The following is a 22,397-nucleotide window of genomic DNA, read 5'->3' on the forward strand; positions in this document are numbered from 1 at the left end:
GCGCGGCCGGTGCATCTCGCACCGGCCGCGCCTCACGCGTTACGTACTGTGCAGAACGGTCAGTCCAGCACCTCGATGACCGGGAAGCTGCCCGTGTTGGTGGGCGCGGACTCCGGCAGCCACAGCACCGCGACCGCGCCCTCCCGTCCCTCCGCCGTCGGCTCCGCGTTGCGGAACGTCAGCCGGGCGCCCAGGACGCGCGCCTGGCCCGCCGCGATGGTCAGCCCCAGGCCGTGGCCGGTCCCGGCCCGGTCCTTGCTGCCGGTGCGGAAGCGGCTCGGCCCGTCCTTCAGCAGCGCCTCGGGGAAGCCGGGCCCGTGGTCGCGGACGCGCAGCACCCGCCCCTCCACCGTGACCTCGAAGGGCGGCTTGCCGTGCCGGGCGGCGTTGGCCAGGAGGTTGCCGATTATCCGCTCCAGGCGGCGCGGGTCGGTGGAGACATGGGCGTCGCGCAACACGCTGACCTGGGCGTCGGGGGCCGCGACCCGCACCCGGCGGGTGACGAACTCGGCGAGGGCGATCTCCTGGAGCTCGGCGCGCTCCGCGAAGCCGTCCAGCCGGGCGACCTCCAGAACGTCCTCGACGAGCTGGCGCATCGCCTGCGCCCGGTCCCGTACCAGCTCGGTCGGGCGCCCCGGCGGCAGCAGCTCGGCGGCGGTGAGCAGCCCGGTGACGGGGGTGCGCAGCTCATGCGCGATATCGGCCGTCACCCGCCGCTCGGCCTCCAGCCGCTGCTGAAGCGCCTCGGCCATGCCGTCGACCGCGCGCGCCAGGTCGTCGGTCTCGTCCCGCACCCGGCCGCCGATCGCGTCCCGCACCCGGACCTCGGAGTCGCCCTCGGCGAGCTTGCGGGCCGCGGTGGCGGCCTTGCGCAGCCGCCGCGAGAGCTGGTCGCCGATGAGCACGCCCAGCGCGATACCGCCCAGCACCACCGACACGCCGCCGAGGACGAGGACGCGGTCCAGGTCGCCCAGGATCTTGGCGCGGTCCTTGAACTGGGCGTGCACGGACAGCACCCGGCCGTCCCGCAGCGGCACCGACGCCCAGACCTCGGGGCCCGCGGCGCCGGTATCCCCCAGGTAGGTGGCGCGCAGCCCGCGCGCGGCCTCCTTCTTCAGCTGCTCGGGAAGCCGCTGGTCGTCGAGTTTCGCGCCGAAGCCGAGGTATCCGGACTTCTCGTACCACTTCTGGGCGGCCTGTACCCGGTCGTCCATCACCGCACGGCTGTTGTCGAGCATCGAGACGCGGGCCGCGTTGTGCACGACGAGGCTCAGCGCGATGGCGACGAGCGCGCTCACGGCCGCGATCGCCAGGCTGACCTTCCAGCGCAGTCCGGAGCGCAGAGCGAGCCTCACCATCCGGGCTCAGCCCCTGAGCTTGTAGCCGAAGCCGCGGACCGTCTCGATCCGGTCCTGGCCTATCTTTCCCCGGAGCCGCTGCACATGGACGTCCACGACCCGGGTGTCGCCGCCCCAGCCGTAGTCCCACACCCGCTCCAGCAGCCGGTCGCGGGAGAGCACGGTGCCCGGCGCGGCCGAGAACTCCAGCAGCAGCCGCATCTCCGTCGGCGTCAGCGCGACCTGCTGACCGGCCCGGCGGACCTCCATCCCCTCCGGGTCCACCTCCAGGTCGCCGAAGCGCAGCACCCCGCCCTCGGGGTCTTCGGGCTCCGGCTCCGCGCCCCGGCCCGGTCCGCTCGCGTGCCCGAAGCGGCGCAGCACGGCGCGGATCCGGGCGACCAGGACCGCGCCGTCGAAGGGCTTGGTGACGTAGTCGTCGGCGCCCGCCTCCAGGCCGAGCACCACGTCGATCGAGTCGGCGCGCGCCGACAGCATGATCACGGGCACCGTGGACTCGTCGCGGATCCGGCGGCACAGGCTCACCCCGTCCAGCCCCGGAACCATCACGTCGAGCAGCGCGATGTCAGGCCGGTCGGCCCGGAACCGCTCCAGCCCGGTCAGCCCGTCCGGCGCGGCGGTGACCACGAAGCCGTCGCGCTCCAGAGCGAGCTGGGTGGCCTCGCGGATGACGTCGTCGTCCTCGACGAAGAGCACATGGGTTTCGGCCACGGCCTTACTTCAGCCTTCCGTTCCGTCGTCGGGCGTGGGCAGCTCGTCCTCGTTCACATTGCTGACCTTGTGGTCGGCCACGCGAAACTGCCCACGCGCGTCGGCCCACCGGTACGTCGTCACATCCTGGCGCGAGGGGCAGCACACCAAGTCACTCGAGGCGTAGATCAACTTGGTGACGCGGAGGCTGCCCTTGACAGTGTCGGCGTAGACGGGCAGGCGCTCGTCCATAAAGACGTTCTCATACGTCCCGCCCACCTTGCGGTACACGTACGAGCCGATGCCGAAACCCTCGGAGCAGGTCATGACGTTGATCACCAGATCGGAGGCGGTGGAGCCGGTGAGCCGGCCGTACGCCACGTCGACCGGGTAGCCCCCCGACCTCTTCGCGCTCTTCTTGGCGCTCTTCGCGCTGCACGGCTTGAGGCTCGCCTTCAGGTGCTCGCTCACCTTCGGGTCCTTCTTGACCAGCGCGACGGCGTCGACCTTCTGCTGGGTCGATGTCGAGGAGGGGGTGGTGCCGTGGACATACGACTCCGGGGAGTCGGTGCTGTCCGGGGCCCATGACGTACGGGCCGGCCCCTCCTTGCGCACGCCCTGGCCGGCGTCGCCGCATCCGGCCAGCACCAGCCCGCCGACGGCGGCGAAGCCGACGACCGCGCCGCCCGTGATCAGGGCGGCCCTGCGGGGAGCCACCCTGTGTGGAGCGTCCTTACGGGGAGCTTCCTTGCTGGAAGAGGCCTTGATCAGGCCGCGCACCGATCCTGCCCCCGCTCGTGGCCTCGGCGCCGGTCCTGCGGGGTCTGGCGGATCTGGTGGTTCCGGGGGATCTGGCGGCGCGGGCGCGCCTCCCGGACGCCCTCGCGGCTGCTCTCCCGACCGCCCTCCTGGCCGCCCTCGCGGCCGCCGCCCCGGGCTTCCGGGCGGCCGAGCGCGCGGGCGTCAAGCTCGCGGCTCTCCAACTCCTGCCGCAGCCTGGCCAGCGCCCGGTGCAGCGTGCTCTTGACCGTGCCGGTCGACATCCCGAGCGCCTCCGCGGTCTCCTCCGTGGTCATCTGCTCCCAGTGTCGCAGCACCACGACGCTCCGCTGCTTGGGAGCCAGAACTCCGAGGATGTCCATCAGCAGCGCGCGGTCCGCGTGCTGCTCGGTGCCGTCCTCGACCCGCGCGTCCGGCAGCTGCTCGGTCGGGACCTCGTCCAGCTTGCGGGCGCGCCACCACTCGGTGCGGGTGTTGATCATGACGCGGCGGAGGTACGCGTCGGCCAGCGACTTGTCGGCTATCCCGTCCCAGCGGCCGTACGTGCGCACCAGCGCGGTCTGGAGGAGGTCCTGGGCCTCGATCGGGTCGGGGACCAGACGGCGGGCGCTGCGCAGGAGCGCGTCCTGCCGGTTGCGTACGTACTCTTCAAAATCCAGAACCTTGCCGCTGCCGGACATCGCCAGCCTCCATCCCGCCGTTTTCCCACCCTGTGTGCCCGGCGGTCACCGAGCACGAAGAGGACGCTACGGAGCGGCTGTTGCGACACCATGTGCATCTGACCTGCGGCGAATGCACAGCTACCCATAGGTTGTGTAACAGCCGGGGGTGTTCGGACGGAGTGTCAGAGTCGGGTCGTGGCCCTGTCACAGCCTTGTCACAGAAACGACTTGGGGCGGGGGAGGGAAGCCCGCGCGGGTCAGCTCAGCGGCAGCCGGTAGAGCCCGCCGTCGAGCGGCTCCACGAGGCCGTCGGCGACCAGCCCGTCCAGCGCGCGGGCCCGCTGCACCGGCTCGTCCCAGACCCTGTCGAGCGCCGCCTGCGGAACCGGCGCGACCGCCTCCCGCAACACCGCGAGCAGCTTGCCCCGCACCTGACGGTCCGTCCCCGCGTAGGTCTGACCGCGGCGCGGCGGCCCGTCGTGCGCCGGGGAACCGGCCGCCCGCCAGGCGCACTGCGCGGTGATCGGGCAGCGCACACAGTGGGGCGTGCGCGCCGTGCACACCAACGCGCCCAGCTCCATCGTGGCCGCGGCCCAGCGGGCGGCGGTCGGCTCGTCGTCGGGGAGCAGGGCGCGGGCCACCTTGCGCTCGGCGGCGGTCGTGGCGTCCGGCGGGAACTCCCGGCCGCTGACCGCGCGGGCGAAGACGCGGCGGACGTTGGTGTCCATGACCGCGTGCCGCTGCCCGTACGCGAACGAGGCCACGGCCGCCGCGGTGTACTCGCCCACCCCCGGCAGCGCCAGCAGCTCCGCGTGGTCGCTCGGCACCCGGCCGCCGTGCCGCTCCCGTATGGCGACCGCCGCGCCGTGCAGGCGCAGCGCGCGGCGCGGATAGCCGAGCCGCCCCCAGGCGCGGACCGCCTCGCCGGGCGGCTCGGCGGCCAGGTCGGCGGGGCTCGGCCAGCGGGCGAGCCACTGCTCGTACACCGGCAGCACCCGGTTCACCGGGGTCTGCTGGAGCATGAACTCGCTGACCATCACGGCCCAGGGACCGGCCTCGGGGCGGCGCCAGGGCAGATCGCGGGCGTGGCCGTCGAACCAGTCGATGACGGCGCTGTGGAGGACCGGCCCGCTGGGGCCGGCCGGGCCGCCTGCGCCCGCGGTCTCGGCGGAGTCGGCGGAGGGCTTGGAATCGGCGGGGATGGCAGTCATGTCACCCACGATCCTGGCACGCCGGCCGCCCGCCCCGGAAACCACGGGGCCGGCGCGTGGCGTGTCAGGCCCGGCCGGCGGGTCTGACTTTCGTCAGGGGCGGCGACGTACGTCCGCTTGTAGCGTCTGAGTCCGCTGAACGGCAGCGAAAGGGATGGCGGGTGCGGAGGGGGATGCGGATGGGGAACGAGCCGACGATCAGGGTGTTGCTCGCGGACGACGAGGCCATGATCCGCGCCGGGGTACGGGCCGTCCTGGCCGCCGGCCCCGGCATCGAGATCGTCGCCGAGGCGGCCGACGGCCGGGAGGCGGTGGAGGCGGCGCGCGCCCACCGCCCCGACGTCGCGCTGCTCGACATCAGGATGCCCAGGCTGGACGGGCTGTCCGCGGGCGAGGAGATCCGCCGCACGCTGCCGGACACCGCGGTCGCCATGCTCACCACCTTCTCCGAGGACGCGTACATCTCCCGGGCGCTGGGCGGGGGCGCGACCGGCTTTCTGCTGAAGTCCGGCGACCCGCACGAACTCATCGCGGGGGTACGGGCGGTGGCGGGCGGCGCGGCGTTTCTGTCGCCCAAGGTGGCCCGCCATGTCATCACCGAACTCGGCGGCGAGCGCCTGACGCGCGGTGCCGCGGCCCGCGCCCGCACGGAGGTCCTGACCACACGGGAGCGCGAGGTGCTGGCCCTGGTCGGCGCGGGCCTGTCCAACGCGGAGATCGGGCGGCGGCTGCACCTGGTCGAGGGCACGGTGAAGGGGTACGTCAGCGCGGTCCTGGACCGCCTGGAGGTCGGCAACCGCGTCCAGGCGGCCATCGTGGCGTACGAGGCGGGGCTGGTCGCCGACGCGGGAGACGGCGGATAGGACGCGCTTCTTCCGTGGATTCGGCCCGGATCCGGCCCGGATCCGGTCGGGGTCCGGTCGGATGATGAGAAAAGTAGGGCAGCTAGCGGCGGTTATTGGCGGGCACCGGAGCGGATCTCTCGTAGAGTTTCCGCGTGGGATCTCTGCGCAATCCGATCGGGCCGCTTCCCTCCTCCATTTACTGGCGGCGGAGGGCTGTTGCGCTGGCCTTTCTGATTCTCGTCCTCCTGCTCGCCATCTGGGCCTTCGGCTGGGGTGGCTCCGGCGGGGGCGGTGGAAAGGACGAGGGCAAGGGGTCGGGCGGCGGTGGCGCCGCGAGCACCATCACCCCGGGGCCCACCTCCTCCACGCCCGTCAACAGCCAACGGCCGGGCGGGCGCGACGAGTCGGACGACGCCGGGACCGGCGGCGACGACACCGGTGGCGCCGACAGCGGCGGCAGCGGGGACGGCACCGACACGGGCGGCGCCGGAGGTGACGGGTCCGCCGCGGGATCGGACGGCGACGGCGGCGGGACCGGCGGCTCCCTCGGCATCGGGGACGGGCAGAGCGTCCCGGCCGGGTCCGGCCTGACCGCCTGCACCCCGGGCGCGGTCGAGCTGACGGTGCGCAGCGTCAAGGACTCGCGGGTGAAGAACACTTACGAGCCGGGCGAGGAACCCACGTTCGAGATCATCGTGAAGAACTCCTCGGACAGCGCCTGCAAGGTGGACTTCGGCCGCGCGGCGGCGTCACTGACCATCACGGACGCCGAGAACGACCATGTGTGGGCGTCCGACGACTGCCCGAAGGGCAGCAAGTCCGTGCTGGTCGAGGTGGCGGGCAAGGGCCAGACCAAGCGCACGGTGGACTGGGACCGCAAGCGCAGCGCCGAGGACTGCGCCAAGCCGTCGGGCGACGCGGCGGCCAAGCCCGGTACGTACCTGGTCGAGGCGAAGGTGGAGGGGCTGGGCACCGCGCGCGTGTCGTTCGTGCTCAACAAGGGCTAGGCCCTGTCTCCCCGATCTCTGCGGGCCCGCGACGCCTGGCACGCGCCCCCGCGAGGGCGACCCTCCGCCTTGCGATCGCACGCGCCCCCGGCTACCGCTGGCGGGGGCACCTCCCAGCGGTAGCCGGGGGCGTCACCGTCACAGAGATCGGGGAGACAGGGCCCAGGCCCGGACGGGGCCTGGGGCCGGGCGCCGGACCGGGGCGCCCGCTAGACGTACCGCTCCAGGATCGACGACTCCGCCAGCCGCGAGAGCCCCTCGCGCACCGAGCGGGCCCGCGCCTCGCCCACGCCGTCCACCATCTGGAGGTCGTCCACGCTCGCCGCCAGCAGCTTCTGTAGCCCGCCGAAGTGCTCGACCAGCCGCTCGATGATGGCGCCGGGGAGCCGCGGCACCTTCGCCAGCAGCCGGAAACCGCGCGGCGACACCGCGGAGTCGAGGGTCTCGGGGGAGCCGCTGTAGCCCAGGGCGCGGGCCACATTGGCCAGTTCGAGCAGCTCGGCGTGGGTCAGCCGGTCCAGCTCGGCCAGCGCCTCGGGGACCGTACGGGTGCGCTTGGCGGTGGGCTCGGGCACGTAGTCCCGCACCACCAGCTCGCGCTCCGGCTCCACGCCCGCGATCAACTCGTCCAGCTGGAGCGACAGCAGACGGCCGTCGGTGCCCAGCTCGACCACGTACTCGGCGATCTCGGTGGCGATACGGCGGACCATCTCCAGCCGCTGTGCGACCGCCGTCACATCCCGGACCGTGACCAGGTCCTCGATCTCCAGGGCGGAGAGCGTGCCCGCGACCTCGTCGAGGCGGAGCTTGTAGCGCTCCAGGGTGGCCAGCGCCTGGTTGGCGCGGGAGAGGATCGCGGCCGAGTCCTCCAGGACGCGGCGCTGACCGTCCACATACAGGGCGATCAGCCGCATCGACTGGCTGACCGACACCACCGGGAAGCCGGTCTGGATGGAGACGCGCTGCGCGGTGCGGTGGCGGGTGCCGGTCTCCTCGGTGGGGATCGCGGCATCCGGGACGAGCTGCACGCCCGCCCGCACGATCTTCGCGATGTCCTTGTCGAGGATCAGCGCTCCGTCCAGCTTGCACAGCTCGCGCAGCCGCGTCGCGGTGAACTCCACGTCCAGCACGAAGCCGCCGGTGCACAGCGACTCGACGGTCTTGTCCGTGCCGAGCACGATCAGTCCGCCGGTGTTGCCCCGCAGGACGCGCTCGAGGCCGTCGCGCAGCGCCGTGCCAGGGGCGACGGCGCTCAGAGAGGCGCGCATCAGACCGTCGGCTTTGCCGGGAGCCGCTGCCCGGTCGCCTGCTGCCACTGCACTCCTCCGTCGCAAGGTCATTCGCTGCCGCGGGCCGCCCTGCTGTGCCGGTGCGCGGGCTACGTACGGGCGAGACCAGGGCAAAGTCTACCGGCGGCCACCGCCCTCCCGCCGGGGTCTCCGGCGTACGCCCGTGGGCGGGAGCGGGAGCGCGGCTTCCGCGCCCGCGTTCACCCAGGCAGGGCCTCAGCCGCGCGGCGCCTCCTCCGGCGTCCGTTCGGGCCGCTCGGCCCGCTTGCGGCGGGGCAGTACGCGCAGTGCGTCCCCTATGTCCGACACCTCCACCACCCGCATGCCGTCCGGGATCTTCCCCGGGTCGCCGGGCACCAGAGCGTGCGTGAAGCCGAGCCGGGCCGCCTCGGACAGCCGCCGCTGCACGCCCGTGACCCGCCTCACCTCTCCCGCCAGGCCCACCTCGCCGATCGCCACCAGATTCTTCGGCAGCGGGGTGTCGCTGGCCGCGCTCGCCAGCGCGAGCGCCACGGCCAGATCGGCCGCGGGCTCGGAGAGCCGCACGCCGCCGACCGTGGCGCTGTAGATGTCGCGCTTGCCGAGCGCGCTGATCCGGCCGCGCTGCTCCAGGACGGCGAGCATCATCGACACCCGCGAGGTCTCCAGGCCGGAGGTGGTGCGGCGGGGCGTCGGGATCTGGGTGTCGACGGTCAGCGCCTGCACCTCGGCCACCAGCGGCCGGCGGCCTTCGAGCGTGACGGTCAGGCAGGTGCCGGGCACCGGCTCGGCGCGGCGGGTGAGGAACAGCCCGGACGGGTCGGCGAGACCGGTGATGCCCTCGTCGTGCAGCTCGAAGCAGCCCACCTCGTCCGTCGCCCCGTAGCGGTTCTTCACACCGCGCACCAGGCGCAGCCGGGCATGGCGGTCGCCCTCGAAGTGCAGCACGACGTCCACCAGGTGCTCCAGGAGGCGGGGGCCCGCGATGGCGCCGTCCTTCGTCACATGGCCGACCAGGAGCGTGGACATCCCGCGCTCCTTGGACGCCCGGATCAGCGCCCCTGCCACCTCCCTGACCTGGGCCATGCCGCCGGGCGCGCCGTCGATCTCGGGGGAGGCGACGGTCTGGACGGAGTCCAGGACCAGCAAGGACGGTTTGACGGAGTCGAGATGGCCGAGGACGGCCGACAGGTCTGTCTCGGCGGCGAGGTAGAGATGCTCGCTCAGCGCGCCGATGCGGTCGGCGCGCAGCCGCACCTGGCTCGCCGACTCCTCGCCCGTGATGTAGAGGGTCCGGTGTTCGTCGCTGGCGGCCTTGGCGGCGACGTCGAGCAGCAGCGTGGACTTGCCGACCCCCGGCTCGCCGGCCAGCAGCACCACGGCGCCCGGGACCAGGCCGCCGCCCAGGACGCGGTCGAGCTCGTCCACACCCGTGGAGCGGGCGGTGGCCTGACGGCCGTCCACCTGCCCGATGGGCAGGGCCGCCGAGGTGACCCGGCCGGGCGCGGTCGTCCGCACCGCGGGCGCGCCGAACTCCTCGACCGTGCCCCACGCATGGCACTCCGGGCAGCGGCCGAGCCACTTGGCGGTGGTCCAGCCGCACTCCTTGCAACGGTAGGAGGGCCGGTCCTTGGCGGACGAACGGGAGGAGCTACGGGCAGCCATGCCGTAACGCTAGCGCCGGGCACCGACAGCCGTGTGCACGGGCGGGTGGTACGCGTGGGCGGGCAGCGTTTAGCAGATCCGGGGCGCGTTGGGAGGGCGCCTGTCCCCTTATGAGGGAGATGGTCACCCGTAAGGGTTAAAACAGCGCAAGAAGCGCGAGGGAGCCTGCATCATCCGCCTACCGTCGCCGAGTGATGAGCAGCAGGCCCGAGCACTCGACACACTCGCCCGGCGCGCCCGGCGCATCCGGTGCGTCCCGCGCATCCGGCGCGCCGCGCCGCGCCTCGCGCGCCTCCGCCGCGCGCCCGCAGCATCCCCCGGCGCGCTACGAACCGTATCTGGACGGCCTGTTCACGTACTGTCTGTCGGTCCTGTGCGAGCACGACGCCGCGACCGCCGCCCTCGGCGAGGCGCTCGCCGTCGCCGAGCGGCAGCACGGCCGGGGACGGGGGCGGGGGCGCGTGGCCGCCGAGGGCGATCTGCGGCGGCCCTGGCTCTACGCCCTCGCGCGCTGGGCCTGCCTGCGTAAGCTCACCGAGCTGAAAGACCTGAAGGATCCGAAGGACCCGAAGGACCTGAGCGGTCCCGGCGACCGGGGGGAGGCCAAGGTCCCCGACGGGCCCACCGGCGCCGAGGAGTACGAGCGCGCCGTCGGCCGGCCCCGGCCGACGGAGGTGCCCGCCCAGCGGCGCCACCGCGACCGGCGCGTCCCGGCCGCGTCCGCGCCTCCGGCCGGACCGGCCTCGTCCACCGCCGCGCGGCGCCGCCGCGAGCTGGCCGCGCTCGCGTGGCCCGAGGCCGCCGGGACGACCCCCGAGCAGCGCGAGGCGCTGGAGCTCGCCGTACGCCACCGGCTGAGCCCGAGCGAGGTCGCGGCGGCGCTCGGCAAGGAGCGCGACGAGACCCGCGCCCTGCTCGCCAGCGCCGCCTGCGAGGTGGAGCGGACGCGCGCCGCGCTCGCCGTGGTCGAGCTCGGCCACTGCCCCGTCGTCTCCCGGCTGGCCGGCGACACCCAGGTGCTGCTCTCCGCCGCGCTGCGCCGCGAGCTCGTACGTCATGTGGACGACTGCCGTGAGTGTCGCGGGATGGCCGAGCGGGCCACCGCGGGCGGCCCCTGGCCCGGCACGGCCGCCGCGCCCGCGGCCCTTCCGGTGCTGGAGGCGCCGCGCGCCGCCGTGTACGCCGCGATGGTGGGCGCCCAGGGCGCGCGCCCGGCGCGCGCCCTGGGCGCCCGGCCGCGCTTCGACCGGCGGGGCTTCCCCATGGATCCCAAGGAGCAGGCGGCGCGCCGCAGCCGGCTGCGCAGCCGCGTGCTCACCACGACGGTGGTCGCCTCGGTGGTGGCGGCCCCGGTGCTCGCGCTGTGGGCCGCCTATCGGGGCACCCCGACGGCGGGCGACGACCACGACACGGACTCCGTGGCCGCCGCCAACGCGGACGGCACGGCCGAGCGCACCCCCGACCGGTCAGGCGACGCCCACGGCGAGCCGACCGGCCGCCCGTACGGCCAGGCGGGCAGCGCGCAGGACCGTTCCCGCTCGCGGCTGAAACCCGGCCGCGGCGGCACCGCGGGTAAACAGCCGCCGGACGCGCCCGCGGAAGTCGTCGGCGGAGCCGGGGAGAGCCACGGGAAGGGCGACCGGGACGGAGACGGGAAGGCGGAACGGTCCGGCACCGCGCCGGGCGAGCGGGCGCCGGGCGGGCGGGGCACGCCCGGCGGCGCGGGCGGCCGGCCGGGGTCCGGGTCCGGCCCCGGGGCCGGATCGGGCCATGGGCGGACCGAGCCGGGCCCGGGGCGGCTGACGGTCGAGGCACAGCCCAGCGGCGAGGTCACGGTCATCAGGCTCAGGGCCTCGGGCGGCGCCCCGGTGCGCTGGTCGGCGGCAGCCGACGCGCCCTGGCTCCAGCTGAGCCACACCGCCGGGGTGCTGCGGCCCGGCGAGACGACGACGATCAACGTGTCCGTGGACGGGGACCGCGAGCCGCCCGGGCACTGGAGCGCGCGGGTCAGGGTGGGTCCGGCGAGGGCGGTGGTGGTGATCGAGGGGCGCGGCGCCGAGCCCGAGCCCACACCCGAGCCCTCGGACTCGCCCGGCGGGCCCACGCCGACCACGAGCGACCCATCCCGCGCCCCCTCCGGCCCACGGCCGGAGCACTCGAAGCCCTAGGCCACCCGGCTCACCCGGCCGCCCGCGCAGACAGGGCCCAGGGGGTGTCCGACGGCCGCGCGGCGGAGCCGCATATCGGTGCTGTTCCCCTACCCGCCCCTTCCCGCGGTGTCGAGCCCCTGCCACGCCGCGGAGCCGCATATCGACCAGGGCCGGGAAGGGACGGGGTGGGGGCGAGCCCGCCGCAGGCGTCAAGATCCGCCGGGCAGGTTCTAGCCCGCCGGATCGGCGGGGTGCGGGGCCACCAGGGGGAGCGAGGAGGCCAGCCGCTGCTCGCAGAGCTCGGCCAGCCGGTCGTAGCCCTCCTTGCCCATGAGCTCCGTCAGCTCCGCCCGGTACGAGGCGTACACCGGCTCACCGGCGCCGTGCGCGGAGGTCGCCGAGGTGCACCACCAGTGCAGGTCATGGCCGCCCGGGCCCCAGCCGCGCCGGTCGTACTCGGCGATGGTGATCTCCAGCACGCGCGTGTCGTCGGGCCGGTCGATCCAGGCGTACGACCTGCGGATCGGCAGCTGCCAGCAGACGTCCGGCTTGGTCTCCAGCGGCTCGCGGCCCTCGTTGAGCGCCAGGATGTGCAGCGCGCAGCCCGCGCCGCCCTTGAAGCCCGGCCGGTTCTGGAAGATGCACGAGCCCTCGTAGCGGCGGGTCTGGCGCTCGTCGTCCTCGTCGCCGGACTGGGTCCAGCCCGTCTCGTGCCCCACGTCGTGGAACTGCCAGATGTCCGGGGTGAGCCGGGCCACGTGGCGGCCGACGCGCTTCTCGTCGTCCTCGTCCGAGAAGTGCGCGCCCAGCGTGCAGCAGCCGTCGCTCGCACGCCCCGCCTGGATGCCCTGGCAGCCCTGGCCGAAAACACAGGTCCAGCGCGAGGTCAGCCAGGTCAGATCGCAGCGGAAGACCTGCTCGTCGTCGGCGGGGTCCGGGAACTCGACCCAGGCGCGGGCGAAGTCCAGGCCGACCTCGTCATCGGCGTCGGACGCAGGGCCGGCCGGCACAGGGTCGGCGGATGCCGGGCTGCCCGACGCGTCCGCCTGGTCCGGAGCGAACGCGATGACCGGCTCGTCCTCGGCAGCGTCGGCCACGGCCTGCTGCCCGGCCTCGGGACGCCGCTTCCGGACTTTGTCCTGCTTCGCCTTTTTCGTCTTTGCCACGCGCCAAGGGTATGCCCACGCGGTTGCTCATGAGGAGCGGGCCAGGGCCGGGACCCGTACCTGACCAGGTGATCCGCGCAGTAGCGTTCTGGCCATGAGACTCGGTGTCCTGGATGTGGGTTCGAATACGGTCCACCTGCTCGTGGTGGACGCGCACCCCGGCGCACGCCCGCTGCCCGCCCACTCGCACAAGGCGGAGCTACGGCTTGCGGAGCTGCTCGACGACGCCGGGGCCATCGGCTCCCACGGCGTCGACCGCCTGATCGCGGTGGTCAAGGAGGCGCTTCAGGCCGCCGAGGACAAGGGCGTCGAGGATGTGCTGCCCTTCGCCACCTCCGCCGTCCGGGAGGCCGCCAACGCCGACGAGGTGCTGGCCCGCGTCGCCGAGGAGACCGGGGTGGAGCTGTGCGTCCTGACCGGTGAGGAGGAGGCGCGCCTCACCTTTCTCGCGGTCCGCCGCTGGTACGGCTGGTCGGCCGGAAAGCTGCTGGTCCTGGACATCGGCGGCGGCTCGCTCGAGATCGCGTACGGGCTGGACGAGGAGCCGGACGCGGCCGTCTCGCTGCCCCTGGGCGCGGGCCGGCTGACGGCCGGCTGGCTGCCCGGCGACCCGCCCGCCCCCGAGGAGGTACGGGCGCTGCGGCGGCACGTACGGGCGCAGATCGCCCGGATCGTCGGCGACTTCAGCCGCCACGGCGCCCCCGACCACGTGGTCGCCACGTCCAAGACCTTCAAGCAGTTGGCCAGGATCGCGGGCGCGGCGCGCTCCACCGAGGGCCTGTACATACAGCGCCGGCTGACCCGCCAGTCGCTGGAGCAGTGGGTGCCGAAGCTGGCCGCCATGCCCGTCGACAAGCGCGAGCAGCTGCCGGGGGTCTCCGAGGGCCGGGCGCCGCAGCTGCTGGCCGGGGCGCTGGTGGCGGAGGGCGCGATGGATCTGTTCGGGGTGGACGCGCTGGAGATATGCCCGTGGGCGCTGCGCGAGGGCGTCATCCTGCGCCGTCTGGACCACCTCCCGGGGTGATGCCGCTCACACCGCTCGCGCCGTCGCGAGCGGTGGCGGTTTAGCCGTCCGGAGGAGCGCCGTACCCTGTCCCTCGTGACAGAGCCAGTGGTGCGCATCCCGGATGCGAAGGTCGCGCTGTCCACGGCCTCGGTCTATCCGGAGTCGACGCCGACGGCCTTCGAGATCGCCGCACGCCTGGGCTACGACGGTGTCGAGGTCATGGTGTGGACCGATCCGGTCAGCCAGGACATCGAGTCGCTGCGCCGGCTTTCCGACTACCACGAGGTGCCGATTCTCGCGGTGCACGCGCCATGCCTGCTGATCACTCAGCGGGTGTGGTCGACCGACCCGTGGGTGAAGCTACAGCGCGCGAAGGCGGCCGCCGAGAAGCTCGGCGCCTCCACCGTCGTCGTCCACCCGCCCTTCCGGTGGCAGCGCGCGTACGCCAGGGACTTCGTACGCGGAATCTGGCGGATGGCGGGCGAGACGGATGTGCGGTTCGCTGTCGAGAACATGTATCCGTGGCGCTACCGCGACCGGGAGATGCTCGCGTACGCGCCCGACTGGGACGTCACCCACGACGACTACCGCCACTTCACGATCGACCTCTCGCACACGGCGACCGCCCGTACGGACGCGCTCGGCATGGTGGACCGGATGGGCGACCGGCTGGCCCACCTCCACCTCGCCGACGGCATGGGCTCCAACAAGGACGAGCACCTGGTGCCGGGGCGCGGCAACCAGCCGTGCGCCGAGCTGCTGGAGCGGCTGGCCACGACGGGCTTCGACGGCAATGTGGTGGTCGAGGTCAACACCCGGCGGGCCATGTCCACGGCCGAGCGCGAGGCCGACCTGGCGGAGGCGCTGGCCTTCACCCGGCTCCATCTCGCCTCGGCGAACGCGGCCGCCGCACCGGGCGCGGCCGGTTCAGCGGGCCCGGCCGCCGCGCCGGACTCGCCCGCCTCGTCCACCGGGGCGGTGCCCGGCCCGTGACCCCGGCCCTGCCCGCGCAGTCCCCCGCTCCGCGCCGCCGCGGCCGTCCGCCCCGTGCCGAGGGCGCCGCCGACGTCCCCGCCGCCCGCGACCGGATCCTGACCGCGGCGCGCAACGAGTTCGCCGAGCGTGGCTACGACAAGACCTCGATCCGCGGCATCGCGAAGGCCGCGGGGGTGGACCCGGCCCTGGTCCACCACTACTTCGGCACCAAGGACCAGATCTTCGGGGCGGCCGTCGAGCTGATCTTCGCGCCCACCATGGGCGCCCCTGACGCGGTGCACGGCGGCAGCCGGGACGGGGCGGGCGAGCGGATGGCCCGCTTCATGTTCGGCGTCTGGGAGAACCCCGTCACCCGCCTGCCGCTGCTGGCCGTGATGCGCTCCGCGCTGACCAACGAGGCGGCGGCCGCGGTCCTGCGGGGCATGATCGAGCGCCGGCTGCTGCTGCGGATGGCGGACGAGCTGGATGTGCCGAACCCGGAGTTCCGGGCGCAGCTGGCGGCCGGGCACATCATCGGGATCGCGATGCTGCGGTACGTGGTCCGGATGGAGCCGATGGCCTCCGCGCCGGTGGAGGACATCATCGCCATGGTGGGGCCGACGCTCCAGCGCTACATGGCCGAGGACTGAGCCGAGGGCTGAGCCACCTCGATGCGCTGAGCAGCCCGGGGTCAGCACAGGGGCTGCCCGAGGAATGAGCCGCGCGTCTTGGGATCCGGACGGTCCGTCCGTTTCCCGGGGGTAGGCGTACGCTCAGAAGACTCAAGAACCCGTACCACCGGGACAACCCGGAACCGAGGGAGTGGAGCACCGTGCCCGAGCTGAGGTCCCGCACCGTCACCCATGGCCGCAACATGGCGGGCGCCCGAGCCCTTATGCAGGCCTCGGGCGTAGCGCGCGAGGACTTCGGCAAGCCGATCATCGCGGTCGCCAACAGCTTCACGGAGTTCGTGCCCGGCCACACCCACCTCCAGCCGGTCGGCCGGATCGTGAGCGAGGCGATCCACGCCGCGGGCGGCATCGCGCGCGAGTTCAACACCATCGCCGTGGACGACGGCATCGCCATGGGCCACGGCGGAATGCTCTACTCGCTGCCCTCCCGCGACCTGATCGCCGACTCGGTCGAGTACATGGTCGAGGCGCACTGCGCGGACGCGCTGATCTGCATCTCCAACTGCGACAAGATCACGCCCGGCATGCTGATGGCCGCGATGCGGCTGAACATCCCCACCGTCTTCGTCTCCGGCGGCCCCATGGAGTCGGGCCGGGCGACCCTGGTCGACGGCACCGTCCGCAAGCTCGACCTGATCACCGCGATCTCCGAGGCCGTCAACGACAGCGTCTCCGACGAGGACATCGCCCGCATCGAGGACAACGCCTGTCCGACCTGCGGCTCCTGTTCCGGCATGTTCACCGCGAACTCCATGAACTGCCTCACCGAGGCGATCGGCCTGTCCCTCCCCGGCAACGGCTCGGTGCTGGCCACCCACACCGCCCGCAAGGCGCTGTACGAGACCGCCGGCCGCACCGTCGTGGAGATCACCAAGCGCTACTACGAGCAGGACGACGAGACCGTCCTGCCGCGCGCCGTCGGCTCCCGCGCCGCCTTCGAGAACGCCATGGCCCTCGACATCGCCATGGGCGGCTCGACCAACACGATCCTGCACCTGCTCGCCGCCGCCCAGGAGGCCGGGCTCGACTTCGGCATGAAGGACATCGACGGGCTCTCCCGCCGCCTGCCCTGCCTGGCGAAGGTCGCCCCGAACGTCGCCCCCGGCGGCGTCTACTACATGGAGGACGTCCACCGGGCCGGCGGCATCCCCGCGATCCTGGGCGAGCTGTACCGGGCCGGTCTGCTCAACGAGGACGTGCACACCGTGCACTCGTCGTCGCTCGCCGACTGGCTGAAGCAGTGGGACATCCGCGGCGGCTCGCCCTCCGCCGTGGCCGTGGAGCTCTTCCACGCCGCCCCCGGCTGTGTGCGCTCCGCGACCGCCTTCTCGCAGTCCGAGCGCTGGGACACCCTCGACACCGACGCCGAGAACGGCTGCATCCGCGACATCGAGCACGCCTACTCCCAGGAGGGCGGCCTGTCCGTTCTGCACGGCAACCTCGCCGAGGACGGCTGTGTGGTGAAGACCGCCGGCGTCGACGAGTCCATCTGGACCTTCGAGGGCCCGGCCGTGGTCTGCGAGTCCCAGGAAGAGGCCGTCGAGAAGATCCTCGGCAAGCAGGTCAAGGAGGGCGACGTCGTCGTCATCCGCTACGAGGGCCCCAAGGGCGGACCCGGCATGCAGGAGATGCTCTACCCCACCTCCTTCCTCAAGGGCCGGGGCCTGGGCAAGGCCTGCGCGCTGATCACCGACGGCCGCTTCTCCGGTGGCACCTCGGGCCTGTCCATCGGCCACGCCTCGCCCGAGGCGGCCTCCGGCGGCACCATCGCCCTCGTCGAGGACGGCGACCGGATCCGCATCGACATCCCCGCCCGCACCATCGAGCTGCTGGTGAGCGACGAGGAGCTGGCGGCCCGGCGCGCGGCCCTCGGCGGCGTGTACGCGCCGAAGAACCGCGACCGCAAGGTGTCCGCCGCGCTGCGGGCGTACGCGGCGATGGCCACCAGCGCCGACAAGGGCGCCGTGCGGGACGTCAGCAAGCTCGGCTAGCCACCCCGCGCCTCGGCCGTTCGGCCGGGGCGGCCTCCTGGACGCGACGCGAGCCGTCCGGGGGCCGCCTCGGCCGTTTCCTTTGCCCGGCACCGCTTCTCCGGATCGATCCCGCCCGCTCAGTCCTTGTCTTCATCTAACGGGTGCTTGGTGACGTCCTGGCTGAAGACCGACAGGCCGTCGTACCCGTACACCCCGTACAGCGCGTCGCCGATCAGCATCACATCCGCCGGCGCCCCGCCCGGATCCGTACGCGCCTCCCCGCGCCACAGCTCCCGGCCCCCGGTCAGCGCCAGGGCGACCACCCGGCCGCTGGCGGTGGCGAGATACACGGCGCCGCGCCGGGACGAGACGGCGGCGCCGGTCAGCCACTCCACCTGCGTGGCCTTGGTCCACAGCCGCTTGCCGCCGGTCGTGACCGCCATGACCTCGCCGTTCTGCCGGATGAAGAACATCGTGTCGCCCGCCAGGGAGACCTTCAGCTGAAGCGAGTGGAGGCCCGAAGGCAGCGGGGCGCGGCGGACGGCCCCGCTGTCCGGGTCGATCGACAGGACGGCGGTGTAGCTGTCGTCTTCCTTCCCGCCCTCCAGGAAGATCAGCTTGCCCGACCCCACGCCGAGCGAGTCCAGCCGGGTGGCGCGGGAGACGATCCGCTTCGGCTCGCCCGAGCCGGGGTCGAGGGCGTAGATCTCGATCTGCTCGAGTGACGGATCGTCCACAGGGTGGCACTTGGCGTAGGGGCGGCCGCCCAGGACGTTCGGCCGGCAGCTCAGACTCTTGCTGATCCGGCGCGTCCAGCGGATGTCGCCGGTGCGCGCGTCGACCGCCTGGAACGTCTCGTCGTCCCAGCTCTGGGTGAGGACGGCATGGCCGCGGCCCCTGGCGAACGTGGCGCCCTGGGCGGTGTCGCCGATGTCGGTCCGCCACACCCGCTCGCCGTCCCCGGTCCGGTATGCCTCCAGCCGCTGCCGGCCGCTGTCGAGCTGGACCGCGGCGTGCACCAGTCCCTCGGTCACCCCGACGAGTTCGGCGGTCGGCTCGCCGGCCGGATGGCGCCACACGGTGCGCCCCGTGGCGGCGTTCAGCCGGGTGACGGGAACCCCGCTCGCCCCGCAGTACAGGTCGCCGCCGGACACCAGGCAGCGGCTGTCGTACCGCGGGTCGTCGACGGCCGGACCGAGGGACGAAGAAGGGAGTTTACGGTCCCAGGGCCGCCAGCCGGACGGGAGCGAGGCGGCGGTCACTGTCACGGGTTCGTCGTCGTCCTCGCCCTGGGTGCCGGGGCGGAAGGCGGTCATCGCCGCGAGGACCGTCCCGGCCAGGGCGGCGGCCAGGCCGCTCACGACCAGCACTCGGCGCACCCAGCCCGCCCGGCGGCTCTCCGTCAGGGTGTCCGCCGCGGCGCCCTTCGCGCTGCCCTTCGCCGCTCCTCCCGCCGACCCTTTCGCGGTTCCCTTCGCCGTACCGATGCCGGTGTAGTCCGCGGCGGGCAGCGCCCGCAGCCGCTCCAGCAGCCGGTCGATCCCCGGCCGGGCCGCCGGGTCCTTGGCGAGGCAGTCCGCGATCAGGCCCCGCAGCGGCTCCGCCACCTCGTCCAACGTCGGCTGCTCGTGCACGACCTGATACGCGACGATGTACGGACTGTCCGCGGCGAACGGGCCGTGGCTCGTGACCGCGAACACCAGCACCGCCGCCAGCGAGAAGACGTCCGACTCCGGGCCGACCTCGCGCGGGGTCCGCAGCTGCTCCGGGGACATGAAGGGCGGCGTGCCCATCACCCGCCCCGTCATGGTGAGCGTCTGGTGGTCCGCCGCCCGCGAGATGCCGAAGTCGATGACGCGCGGGCCCTCGTCCGACAGCACGATGTTCGCGGGCTTGAGGTCCCGGTGGACCACGCCCACCCGGTGGATGTCGCGCAGCGCCTCGGTGAGCCCGATCGCCAGCTTCCGCAACTCCTCGCCGCGCAGCGGGCCGCCCGCAGCGATCCGCTCCGAGAGGGTGGGGCCCGACACATACGAGGTGGCCATCCAGGGGCGCTCGGCCTCGGGGTCGGCGTCCACGACCGCCGCGGTGAACGCGCCGCTCACCCGCCGCGCCGCCGCCACCTCCTGACGGAACCGCACCCGGAACTCGTCGTCATCGGCGAACTGCTGGTGGACGACCTTCAGCGCGATCCGCCGCCCCGACTCCGACCGAGCCAGATACACGGTGCCCATCCCGCCGGCCCCCAGCCGGCGCTCCAGCGTGTAGCCGCCGATGGACTCCGGATCCCCTGCGCGCAGTGCCATCCGTCTTCTCCAGGTCGTGTCCGGCGCGCACCAACCGCCCGGAAGCCGGGCCGGATCGAGCCCCAGCCGGATCAAGTCACGGCCGGGCCAGGCCCGGCCGGCACACAGTGCGGCATCACTTTAACCGTGTGTGCCGCGGCCTACCGGGGTCTTCACCAGCGGGCCGGGTCCCGTCCCGCCACCCCGAAGACCGTGCCGTCCGGCGCCGATCCGAACACCTTGCCGTCCGCCGCCACCGGCGCGGGCACCAACTCCAGATAGCTCTTCCCGGCCTTGCCCGTACGCGGCGGGGTCTGCCCCAGCACCTCGCCCCGCACCGCGTCCACGGCGAGCAGCCGCCCGTCGGCCGCCGAGAAGTACAGCCGGTCGCCCGCCGCCACCAGTGGCGACGCATTGCCCACCGAGGTCTCCAGCCGCCAGCGCTGCGCCGTGGCCGGATCCGTACGGCGCGGGTCGACCGCGACCAGACCGCCGTCGGAGCACAGCAGATAGACCGTGTCGCCGCGCACCGCCACGCTGGTCGAGGACACCGGCGCGGCCAGCGCGACCCGGTGCTCGGCGCGGCGCGCCGGGTCGTACCTGACGACCTCGGCGGTGCGGGTCTGCTCGTCGGCGCCGGTGAGGTACAGGACCTCCGCCGAATCCGTACCGGCCGAACCCGTCCCTGCCGAACTCGTCCCCGCCGAACCCGTCCCTGCCGGGGTGAGATTGCCGCTGAACGACCGCTTCCAGCGGACCGTGCCGCGCTCCGCGTCGACCGCCGTGACCAGCGTGTGGGAGCCGTCGGCCGACGCGGTGAGCGCGTAGGCGGTGCGGCCGTCGCCGTACGAGACGAAGGCCGGGCGGGTGTGGCCGGGGACGGCGTGGCTCCAGCGCCGCTTGTTCGTGGCCCCGCTGACCGCCGTGACCACACCGTCCGCCGCGACCATCAGCACGGTGTCGCCCGAGGGGTAGACCCGGCCCTGGTACGAGGCGACGTCACGGCTCCAACGGACGTGCCCCGTCTTCGGGTCGAGCGCCCGCAGCCGCGCCCCGTCCGGCGACACCACCTGGACCAGGCCGCCGGAGAGCGTGGGGGCGGTCGGCGTGCCGTCGTCGGGGCGGCTCGCCGTGGCCGGGCGCGACCACACCACCTCGCCGTCGGCCGGGTCGAGGCGGGCGGCCTCGACGCCGCGCCCGGCGCAGTACAGCGCGCCGTCTCCGTGTGAGCAGAACGCCGCCCGGATGCCCTCGCCTTCCGCGCCGGTTCCTTCGGCCGACAGCGTGCCCTTCCACGGTCGCCAGGCCGCCGCCTTCGTGGCGCCGGTCGGCTGGCCGTGCGCCGAGCGCCGCCCGCCGTGGTCCCGTTGCAGCGCCCAGACCGTGCCCGCGCCGAGCATCACGGCGGCCAGCACCCCGACGGTGACCCACCGCCGGGCCGTCCGGCTGCGCCGTCGGCTTGCCCCATCGTGGGCCGAGCCGTCCCTGATCCGGGTGTCCGCGTCCGGTCCGCCGTCCCGGGCGCCGTCGTCGGCGCCGGCCGGACCGTCCTCGTCCTCGACGTCGGGCTCGGCTTCGGCCTTGGCCTCGGCCTGGGCAGCCTTGGCCGCCTCCGCTTCCCCCTCCGCTTCCGTTTGAGGGGCCGCGTCCGGACCCGCCTCGGGGGCCGGGTCCCGCTCGTCGTACGGGCCACCGTCGTCGTCATCGCCCCACAGCGGGCCCGTGCCGCGCCCGCGCTGGGCCGGTACGCGCGGGAGCGGCCCGCGCAGGGCGGGCGGATGGGGGCCGCCGATGGCGCGCAGGACCGTCATCAGGGCGTCCGGCGTGGGCCGTTCGTCCGGGTCCTTGGCCAGGCAGCGCTGTATGAGCGGCAGCAGTACGTGCGGCACGCCCGCCAGATCGGCCTCGTCGTGCACCACCTGGTACGCCACGATGTACGGGCTCTCGGACTCGAACGGCCCGCGCCCGGTCGCCGCGTGCACCAGCACCGACCCGAGCGCGAACACATCGGCCGCTGGCCCCACATGGCGCGGCCGCTGGAACTGCTCGGGCGCCATGAACGGCGGCGTGCCGATCAGCTTGCCCGTCTCCGTGCGCAGTTCGCTGTCCGACGGGCGCGAGATGCCGAAGTCGATGACCTTCGGCCCGTCCGCGGCGAGCAGCACATTGCTCGGCTTCAGATCGCGGTGCACCACGCCCGCGCGGTGGATGTCGCGCAGCGCCTCCGAGAGTCCGGCGGCCAGCCGCACCATGTCGCCGGTGGGCAGCGGGCCGCTCCGCTTGACGTGTTCGGCGAGGGTGGGGCCAGGGATGTAGAGGGTGGCCATCCAGGGCCGCTCGCCGTCCGGGTCGGCGTCCACGACGGGCGCGGTGAACGCCCCGCTGACCCGCCGGGCGGCCGCCACCTCCTGCCGGAACCGCGCCCGGAACTCGGGGTCTTCGGAGAACTCCGCATGGATGACCTTCACCGCGAGGCGCCGCCCCGAGGCCGAACGCGCCAGGTGCACCACACCCATGCCGCCGGAGCCGAGGCGCGCCTCGAGCCGGTACTGACCGGCGTACTCCGGATCCTCCGCTTCCGGGCCCGTCCCGGCTCTGCGCACCGGCGGCATTCCCCACCCCCGTGAATTCGGCCGCAGTCGCGACTCGGCGAGCCTAGTCGAT

The 22,397-nt window shown here is 73.8% G+C and carries 17 protein-coding genes; 7 read left to right on the forward strand and 10 right to left on the reverse strand.

From position 1 onward, the window contains the following. Window positions 1–59: 59 nt before the first annotated feature. From cseC to ABTY62_RS46495, 5 genes are all read right to left on the reverse strand, one after another. Window positions 60–1,358 (reverse strand): two-component system sensor histidine kinase CseC, encoded by a 1,299-nt coding sequence (gene cseC / locus ABTY62_RS46475; RefSeq protein WP_352135455.1) that lies wholly within the window; start codon window positions 1,356–1,358, stop codon window positions 60–62. A 6-nt stretch (window positions 1,359–1,364) separates the two neighbouring features. Further along, window positions 1,365–2,069: a two-component system response regulator CseB gene (gene cseB, locus ABTY62_RS46480; protein ID WP_311727195.1), complete on the reverse strand. Its 705-nt coding sequence runs from the start codon at window positions 2,067–2,069 to the stop codon at window positions 1,365–1,367. A gap of 9 nt (window positions 2,070–2,078) precedes the next feature. Next, window positions 2,079–2,765: a hypothetical protein gene (locus tag ABTY62_RS46485; RefSeq protein ID WP_352135456.1), complete on the reverse strand. Its 687-nt coding sequence runs from the start codon at window positions 2,763–2,765 to the stop codon at window positions 2,079–2,081. A 50-nt stretch (window positions 2,766–2,815) separates the two neighbouring features. Further along, a complete protein-coding gene (locus ABTY62_RS46490) occupies window positions 2,816–3,508 on the reverse strand; it encodes a SigE family RNA polymerase sigma factor (RefSeq protein ID WP_352135457.1) in 693 nt (230 codons plus the stop codon). Window positions 3,509–3,747: 239 nt separating this feature from the next. Continuing rightward, window positions 3,748–4,701 carry an HhH-GPD family protein gene (locus ABTY62_RS46495; protein ID WP_352135458.1) on the reverse strand — a complete coding sequence of 318 codons (954 nt, stop codon included), beginning with the start codon at window positions 4,699–4,701 and terminating at the stop codon, window positions 3,748–3,750. Between the two features lie 179 nt (window positions 4,702–4,880). Here ABTY62_RS46495 and ABTY62_RS46500 point away from each other — a divergent pair, with 179 nt between their 5' ends. Both ABTY62_RS46500 and ABTY62_RS46505 read left to right on the forward strand, forming a co-directional pair. Beyond that, a complete protein-coding gene (locus tag ABTY62_RS46500; RefSeq protein ID WP_352135459.1) occupies window positions 4,881–5,564 on the forward strand; it encodes a response regulator in 684 nt (227 codons plus the stop codon). Window positions 5,565–5,698: 134 nt separating this feature from the next. Beyond that, the gene (locus tag ABTY62_RS46505; protein ID WP_352135460.1) at window positions 5,699–6,553 is read left to right on the forward strand and encodes a hypothetical protein; all 855 of its coding nucleotides are present in this window, start codon (window positions 5,699–5,701) and stop codon (window positions 6,551–6,553) included. A gap of 209 nt (window positions 6,554–6,762) precedes the next feature. Here the strand turns inward: ABTY62_RS46505 and disA are convergent, their stop codons facing one another. Next, the gene (disA, locus tag ABTY62_RS46510) at window positions 6,763–7,821 is read right to left on the reverse strand and encodes a DNA integrity scanning diadenylate cyclase DisA (protein WP_352135475.1); all 1,059 of its coding nucleotides are present in this window, start codon (window positions 7,819–7,821) and stop codon (window positions 6,763–6,765) included. A 237-nt stretch (window positions 7,822–8,058) separates the two neighbouring features. Next, on the reverse strand, window positions 8,059–9,486 hold the full coding sequence (gene radA, locus ABTY62_RS46515) for a DNA repair protein RadA (RefSeq protein WP_352135461.1): 1,428 nt from the start codon (window positions 9,484–9,486) through the stop codon (window positions 8,059–8,061). A gap of 194 nt (window positions 9,487–9,680) precedes the next feature. Here radA and ABTY62_RS46520 point away from each other — a divergent pair, with 194 nt between their 5' ends. Beyond that, window positions 9,681–11,654: a BACON domain-containing protein gene (locus tag ABTY62_RS46520; protein WP_352135462.1), complete on the forward strand. Its 1,974-nt coding sequence runs from the start codon at window positions 9,681–9,683 to the stop codon at window positions 11,652–11,654. 212 nt (window positions 11,655–11,866) lie between these two features. On the opposite strand, the gene ABTY62_RS46525 is transcribed toward ABTY62_RS46520, so the two are convergent. Beyond that, on the reverse strand, window positions 11,867–12,802 hold the full coding sequence (locus tag ABTY62_RS46525) for a DUF3109 family protein (protein ID WP_352135463.1): 936 nt from the start codon (window positions 12,800–12,802) through the stop codon (window positions 11,867–11,869). 94 nt (window positions 12,803–12,896) lie between these two features. Between ABTY62_RS46525 and ABTY62_RS46530 the strand changes: the two genes are divergently transcribed. The 4 genes from ABTY62_RS46530 to ilvD all read left to right on the forward strand — a co-directional run bounded on the left by ABTY62_RS46530 (window position 12,897) and on the right by ilvD (window position 17,466). Continuing rightward, window positions 12,897–13,826 (forward strand): Ppx/GppA family phosphatase, encoded by a 930-nt coding sequence (locus tag ABTY62_RS46530; RefSeq protein WP_352135464.1) that lies wholly within the window; start codon window positions 12,897–12,899, stop codon window positions 13,824–13,826. A gap of 87 nt (window positions 13,827–13,913) precedes the next feature. Then, window positions 13,914–14,801: a sugar phosphate isomerase/epimerase family protein gene (locus ABTY62_RS46535; RefSeq protein WP_352135476.1), complete on the forward strand. Its 888-nt coding sequence runs from the start codon at window positions 13,914–13,916 to the stop codon at window positions 14,799–14,801. Beyond that, window positions 14,798–15,433 carry a TetR/AcrR family transcriptional regulator gene (locus ABTY62_RS46540; protein WP_352135465.1) on the forward strand — a complete coding sequence of 212 codons (636 nt, stop codon included), beginning with the start codon at window positions 14,798–14,800 and terminating at the stop codon, window positions 15,431–15,433. Before ABTY62_RS46535 ends, ABTY62_RS46540 begins: the two co-directional genes overlap by 4 nt. 182 nt (window positions 15,434–15,615) lie before the next feature. Then, on the forward strand, window positions 15,616–17,466 hold the full coding sequence (gene ilvD, locus ABTY62_RS46545) for a dihydroxy-acid dehydratase (protein ID WP_352135466.1): 1,851 nt from the start codon (window positions 15,616–15,618) through the stop codon (window positions 17,464–17,466). Window positions 17,467–17,585: 119 nt separating this feature from the next. Here ilvD and ABTY62_RS46550 read toward each other — a convergent pair whose 3' ends face one another. After that, window positions 17,586–19,754 carry a serine/threonine-protein kinase gene (locus ABTY62_RS46550; protein WP_352135467.1) on the reverse strand — a complete coding sequence of 723 codons (2,169 nt, stop codon included), beginning with the start codon at window positions 19,752–19,754 and terminating at the stop codon, window positions 17,586–17,588. 152 nt (window positions 19,755–19,906) lie between these two features. After that, window positions 19,907–22,345 (reverse strand): serine/threonine-protein kinase, encoded by a 2,439-nt coding sequence (locus tag ABTY62_RS46555; RefSeq protein WP_352135468.1) that lies wholly within the window; start codon window positions 22,343–22,345, stop codon window positions 19,907–19,909. Window positions 22,346–22,397 lie beyond the last annotated feature (52 nt).

The sequence above is a fragment of the Streptomyces sp. NPDC097640 genome (assembly GCF_040302705.1).
Classification (GTDB): domain Bacteria; phylum Actinomycetota; class Actinomycetes; order Streptomycetales; family Streptomycetaceae; genus Streptomyces.

What these genes read in the sequence shown, in the direction of transcription:
- cseC (WP_352135455.1), bottom strand. Translation starts at nt 1,358, where the DNA reads ATGGTGAGGCTCGCTCTGCGCTCCGGACTGCGCTGGAAGGTCAGCCTG.
- ABTY62_RS46490 (WP_352135457.1), bottom strand. Translation starts at nt 3,508, where the DNA reads ATGTCCGGCAGCGGCAAGGTTCTGGATTTTGAAGAGTACGTACGCAAC.
- ABTY62_RS46495 (WP_352135458.1), bottom strand. Translation starts at nt 4,701, where the DNA reads ATGACTGCCATCCCCGCCGATTCCAAGCCCTCCGCCGACTCCGCCGAG.
- ABTY62_RS46500 (WP_352135459.1), top strand. Translation starts at nt 4,881, where the DNA reads ATGGGGAACGAGCCGACGATCAGGGTGTTGCTCGCGGACGACGAGGCC.
- disA (WP_352135475.1), bottom strand. Translation starts at nt 7,821, where the DNA reads ATGCGCGCCTCTCTGAGCGCCGTCGCCCCTGGCACGGCGCTGCGCGAC.
- radA (WP_352135461.1), bottom strand. Translation starts at nt 9,486, where the DNA reads ATGGCTGCCCGTAGCTCCTCCCGTTCGTCCGCCAAGGACCGGCCCTCC.
- ABTY62_RS46520 (WP_352135462.1), top strand. Translation starts at nt 9,681, where the DNA reads ATGAGCAGCAGGCCCGAGCACTCGACACACTCGCCCGGCGCGCCCGGC.
- ABTY62_RS46530 (WP_352135464.1), top strand. Translation starts at nt 12,897, where the DNA reads ATGAGACTCGGTGTCCTGGATGTGGGTTCGAATACGGTCCACCTGCTC.
- ABTY62_RS46550 (WP_352135467.1), bottom strand. Translation starts at nt 19,754, where the DNA reads ATGGCACTGCGCGCAGGGGATCCGGAGTCCATCGGCGGCTACACGCTG.
- ABTY62_RS46555 (WP_352135468.1), bottom strand. Translation starts at nt 22,345, where the DNA reads ATGCCGCCGGTGCGCAGAGCCGGGACGGGCCCGGAAGCGGAGGATCCG.